Raw genomic sequence first — 5,241 nt, 5'->3', positions numbered from 1 at the left:
CGCACCGCAGCGCGATCGGCGCGATCGCCGGGCCGCTGAGGCCGCCGGCCCGTCCGTCGGGGAACGCCGCCGGCACGGCGTTGCCGACCACGACCGCTGTCGCCCCGGCCTCGTGGCAGGAGCGGGCGCCCTCCACGACGCGCGACACGTCGGGGCGGAGCTTGGCCAGCACCGGCCGGTCGGCGGGGAACTCGCGGCGTACGGCGGCGATGACGCTGGCCGAGTGGTAGGGCTCACGGACCTCGAACAGCCCGGAGCCCACCTCGTCTGGTGCTCCGACGTTGACCTCGAGGCCGGCGACACCGGGCGCCCGGCTCAGGCGGCGGGCCAGGTCGGCGTACTCCCCCATCGTGGAGCCGGCGATCGAGACGATGACGCGCACCCCGGCGCGGACGAGCCAGGGCAGCTCGGTGGCCAGGAAGTGCTCGAGTCCGGGGTTGGGGAGGCCGACGGCGTTGACGAGCCCACCGGGGACCTCGACCACGCGTGGCCCCGGCCCCCCGGAACGGGCGTCGAGGGTGATCGAGCGGGTCACGAGGTCGAGGCCGACGAGCCCCGCGGGGCCGGCGTACGCCTCGAGCTCGCGGCCGGTGCCCCCGCACCCCGCGGCGACCATGACCGGCCCGGGGAACCGGTCCAGGAGGGCGCTCACAGGTCGTCCCACCGCACGCGGTCGCCGCGCACGACCGGGCCCTCGGTGCAGGCGCGGACGACGCGGTCCACGCCGTCCTCCCCGACGACCGGCAGCGGGCAGCCGTGGCACAGCCCCGTGCCGCAGGGAGTGGCGACCTCGACGGCGACCTGGCTCCAGGCGCCGGCGCGCTCGGCCGCCGCTGCTGTCGCGCGGAGCACCTGCGTGGGCCCGGCGGCGTAGACGACGTCGGCCTCGCTGCGCCGGACCAGGTCGGCGACGTGGTCGGCCACGGTGCCGCGCTGCCCGACGGAGCCGTCGGCGGTGAGGACCGTGACCGACCGGGCCGAGCGTCGCGCCTCGAGGGCCGACAGCAGGTGGGCCTCGTCGGGGGCGGACACCACGAGCGACACCGCGCAACCGCGCTCTCGCAGCCGCTCGGCGAGGGGGAAGAGCGGCGCCGCGGCGTAGCCCTCGCCCACGAGCAGGCAGGACACCGCCTCCTTGGGCAGGGCGAAGGGTCGACCCAGCGGACCCGTGATCGTGACCCGGGCGCCGACCGGCTGCGCCGCGAGCCACGAGGTGCCGCTCCCCCGTGGCTCGACGACGACGTCGAGGGTGGGTCCGAACGCGCTCGAGGCCCGGACCCGGTGGACCCACAGCGCCCGCCGCGCGACGTGTCCGTCCACGCTCACGGCGACGAAGGTGCCGGCCCGGAAGCGCTCGGGGACGCCCGGCGCGGTCAGGGTCAGGTGCCGGTAGCCGCCGATGCGCTTGGTCGCGACGACCTCGCCGTCGACGTGCACCGGGCCCCGGACCCGGTCGGACGGCTCAGTCATCGGCCTCAGGCATGTGCCGCCAGCCCCTGGACGATCCGGCGCGGCCACAGCGGACCCTCGTAGACGAAGGCGGTGTAGCCCTGGAGCAGGTCGGCCCCGGCCGCGAGGCGGCGGCGGGCGTCGTCGACGGAGGTGATGCCGCCGACCCCGATCAGCGTCAGGTCGGGCCCGACGCGCCGGCGCAGGGCGCCCAGCACGGCTTCCGAGCGCTCGGTGAGCGGGCGCCCGCTGAGCCCGCCGGCACCGATCTCCTCGACCCGGGCGCCTGGGGTCCGCAGTCCCTCGCGGCTCGTCGTGGTGTTGGTGGCGATGATGCCGTCGAGGCCGATCGAGAGGGCCAGGTCCGCGACCGCGAGCACGTCGTCGTCGCTGAGGTCGGGCGCGATCTTCACCAGCAGCGGCACCCGGTGGTCGGGCCGCACCTCGTCGGCGCGACGCCGTACGGCGGTGAGCAGGGGCTCGAGCTTCTCCACGGACTGCAGGTCGCGCAGTCCGGGCGTGTTGGGCGAGGAGACGTTGACGACGAGGTAGTCGGCGTAGGGGGCGAGCAGCCCGGCCGACTTCTCGTAGTCGCGGGCCGCCTCCTCCTCGGGCACCACCTTGGTCTTGCCGATGTTCACACCGAGCAGGGTGTCGCCACCCGCCGACCGCCAGGCGGCGAGTCTCCTCGCCACGACCTCGGCGCCGTCGTTGTTGAAGCCCATCCGGTTGACGATCGCGCGGTCGGCGGTGAGCCGGAACAGCCGCGGTTGCGGGTTGCCCGGCTGGGCCTCACCGGTCACGGTGCCGATCTCGACGTGGCCGAAGCCGAGGGCCGCGAGCCCGTCGATGCCGACGGCGTTCTTGTCGAAGCCCGCGGCCAGGCCGAGGGGGTGCGGGAACGTGAGGCCCAGCGCCCGGACCGGCGCCGACGGCACCCGCAGCACCCTCCCGGTGAGCGGAGCCGCCCCACGGATCGCCCGGAACGCCGCGTGGTGGATGCGTTCGGGGTCGAACCGGGCCAGACCCTGCTCGAAGAGGACGTCGTAGGGCCTCACGCAGGCTCCTGCGGACGCAGCAGCGCCGCCCAGTCCTGCAGCGAGCGCACGCCGATGTCGCCGCGGCGCATCGCCTCGAGGCCCTGCACCGCCGCGCCCAGGCCCTGGATGGTCGTGATGCACGGGATGTCGGTCGACACCGCCGCGGTGCGGATGTCGTAGCCGTCCATCCGCGGGGACCCGCCGCTGGTCGCTCCGTGGGGAGTGTTGATGACCAGGTCGACCTCGCGCGCCCAGATGCGGCCCACGATCGTCGGCTCGCCGTCGGGGCCCTCGCCCTCGGAGTGCTTGCGCACGACCGTGGCCTGCACGCCGTTGCGCCGCAGCACCTCGGCGGTGCCGGCGGTCGCGAGGATCTCGAAGCCCATGTCGGCGATCTGCTTGACCGGGAAGATCATGTGCCGCTTGTCGCGGTTGGCGACCGAGACGAAGACCTTCCCCGACAGGGGCAGCGAGCCGTAGGCCGCGGCCTGCGCCTTGGCGAAGGCGGTGCCGAAGAAGGCGTCGAAGCCCATCACCTCGCCGGTCGAGCGCATCTCGGGGCCGAGCAGCGCGTCGACGGTGCGCCCGTCGGCGGTCTTGAAGCGGTCGAAGGGCATGACCGCCTCCTTGACCGCGATCGGCGAGCCGTCGGGCAGGTGGCCACCGTCGCCCGTGGCCGGCAGGACGCCCGCCGTGCGCAGCTGGGCGATCGACTCGCCGAGCATCACGCGCGCCGCCGCCTTGGCCAGCGGGGTGGCGGTCGCCTTGGAGACGAACGGCACCGTCCGCGACGCGCGGGGGTTGGCCTCGAGGACGTAGAGCACGTCGGAGGCCAGCGCGAACTGGATGTTGAGCAGGCCGCGCACGTCGAGGCCGCGGGCGATGGCCTCGGTGGAGCGGCGGATCCGGTCGATCTCCTCGCGGCCCAGGGTGATCGGCGGCAGCGCGCAGGAGGAGTCGCCGGAGTGGATGCCGGCCTCCTCGATGTGCTCCATCACGCCACCCATGAAGAGCTCGTCGCCGTCGAAGATCGCGTCGACGTCGATCTCGACCGCGTCGTCGAGGAACCGGTCGACCAGCACGGGCTGGCGCTCGTTGATCAGCCCGTTGGCGACGTACTTCTCGAGGTAGGCCTCGAGAGCGGCGTCGTCGTAGACGATCTCCATGCCGCGTCCGCCCAGGACGTAGGACGGGCGCACGAGGACCGGGTAGCCGATCTCGTGGGCGATGCGCTGCGCCTGGGGGTACGACGTCGCGGTGCCGTGCTTGGGGGCCGGCAGGCCGGCGTGGGCGAGCACGCGACCGAAGGCGCCACGCTCCTCGGCCAGGTGGATCGACTCCGGCGACGTGCCGACGATCGTGACGCCGGCGTCCGCGAGTCCCTGCGCGAGCCCGAGCGGCGTCTGACCGCCGAGCTGGCACACCACACCGGCGATCGGGCCGGCCAGCTGCTCGGCGTGCACGATCTCGAGGACGTCCTCGAGCGTCAGCGGCTCGAAGTAGAGCCGGTCGGAGGTGTCGTAGTCGGTGCTGACCGTCTCCGGGTTGCAGTTGACCATGATCGTCTCGTAGCCCGCCTCGGCGAGCGCCATGGACGCGTGCACGCAGCTGTAGTCGAACTCGATGCCCTGGCCGATCCGGTTCGGCCCGGAGCCGAGGATGATCACCGCCTCCTTGCCCGCGGCGCGCGGCTCCACCTCGCTCTCCTCGTCGTAGGACGAGTAGTGGTAGGGCGTGCGGGCGGCGAACTCGGCGGCGCAGGTGTCCACGGTCTTGAAGACCGGCCGGATGCCGAGGGCGTGCCGCACGCCGCGCACCACGTCGGAGCTCAGGCCCCGGATCTTGCCGATCTGCTCGTCGGAGAAGCCGTGCCGCTTGGCCAGGCGCAGCAGGTCGGGGGTGAGCTCGGTGGCCTCGATGAGCTGGACGGCGACCTCGTTGATCAGCGCGAGCTGGTCGAGGAACCACGGGTCGATCTTCGTGGCCTCGAAGATCTCCTCCGGGGTCGCGCCGGCGCGGATCGCGTCCATGACCTTCTTGAGCCGGCCGTCGGTCGGGACCGCGATCTCCTCGAGGAGGGCCGACTTGTCGAGCTCGACCCACTCCTTGTGCCAGTCGAAGGGCGCGTGCTTGCTCTCCAGGGAGCGCAGCGCCTTCTGCAGGGCCTCGGTGAAATTGCGGCCGATGGCCATCGCCTCGCCGACCGACTTCATGTGGGTCGTCAGCGTCGGGTCGGCCTCGGGGAACTTCTCGAAGGCGAACCGCGGCACCTTGACCACGACGTAGTCGAGGGTCGGCTCGAACGCGGCCGGGGTGCTGGAGCCGTCGGCCCGCAGGGTGATGTCGTTGGGGATCTCGTCGAGCGTGTAACCGATCGCGACCTTGGCGGCGATCTTGGCGATCGGGAAGCCGGTGGCCTTCGAGGCCAGCGCGGAGGACCGCGAGACGCGCGGGTTCATCTCGATGATGAGGATCTCTTCGGTCTCGGCGTTCACCGCGAACTGGACGTTGGAGCCGCCGGTCTCGACGCCGACGGCGCGGATGCACGCCATCGCCTGATCGCGCAGCTGCTGGTAGAGGCGATCGGTCAGCGTCTGCTGCGGGGCGACGGTGACGCTGTCGCCGGTGTGGACGCCCATCGGGTCGATGTTCTCGATGGAGCAGTCGATCACGACGTTGTCGTGGTGGTCGCGCATGACCTCGATCTCGAACTGGCCCCTGCCGAGGACGGACTGGTCGAGGAGGTCCTGGC

4 protein-coding genes are annotated in these 5,241 nt (G+C 72.9%); all 4 read right to left on the bottom strand.

The annotated features are described in order from the left end of the window. Positions 1-652, bottom strand: a 652-nt coding sequence (locus JWN97_RS15530; RefSeq protein ID WP_297624473.1) for a hypothetical protein, incomplete at its 3' end; no start/stop codon positions are given. Beyond that, positions 649-1,470, bottom strand: a complete 822-nt coding sequence (locus JWN97_RS15525; protein WP_297624471.1) for a hypothetical protein — start codon at positions 1,468-1,470, stop codon at positions 649-651. The genes JWN97_RS15525 and JWN97_RS15530, both read right to left, overlap by 4 nt. A gap of 5 nt (positions 1,471-1,475) precedes the next feature. Next, positions 1,476-2,507 (bottom strand): quinone-dependent dihydroorotate dehydrogenase, encoded by a 1,032-nt coding sequence (locus JWN97_RS15520; RefSeq protein ID WP_297624468.1) that lies wholly within the window; start codon positions 2,505-2,507, stop codon positions 1,476-1,478. Continuing rightward, on the bottom strand, positions 2,504-5,241 hold a 2,738-nt coding region (carB, locus tag JWN97_RS15515; RefSeq protein WP_297624464.1), incomplete at its 5' end, for a carbamoyl-phosphate synthase large subunit. The genes JWN97_RS15520 and carB, both read right to left, overlap by 4 nt.

The sequence above is a fragment of the Nocardioides sp. genome, from assembly GCF_025965415.1.
Lineage (GTDB): Bacteria > Actinomycetota > Actinomycetes > Propionibacteriales > Nocardioidaceae > Nocardioides.
The sequence above is the reverse complement of the archived record's forward strand: the minus strand, read 5'-3'. Positions and strand labels throughout refer to the sequence as shown.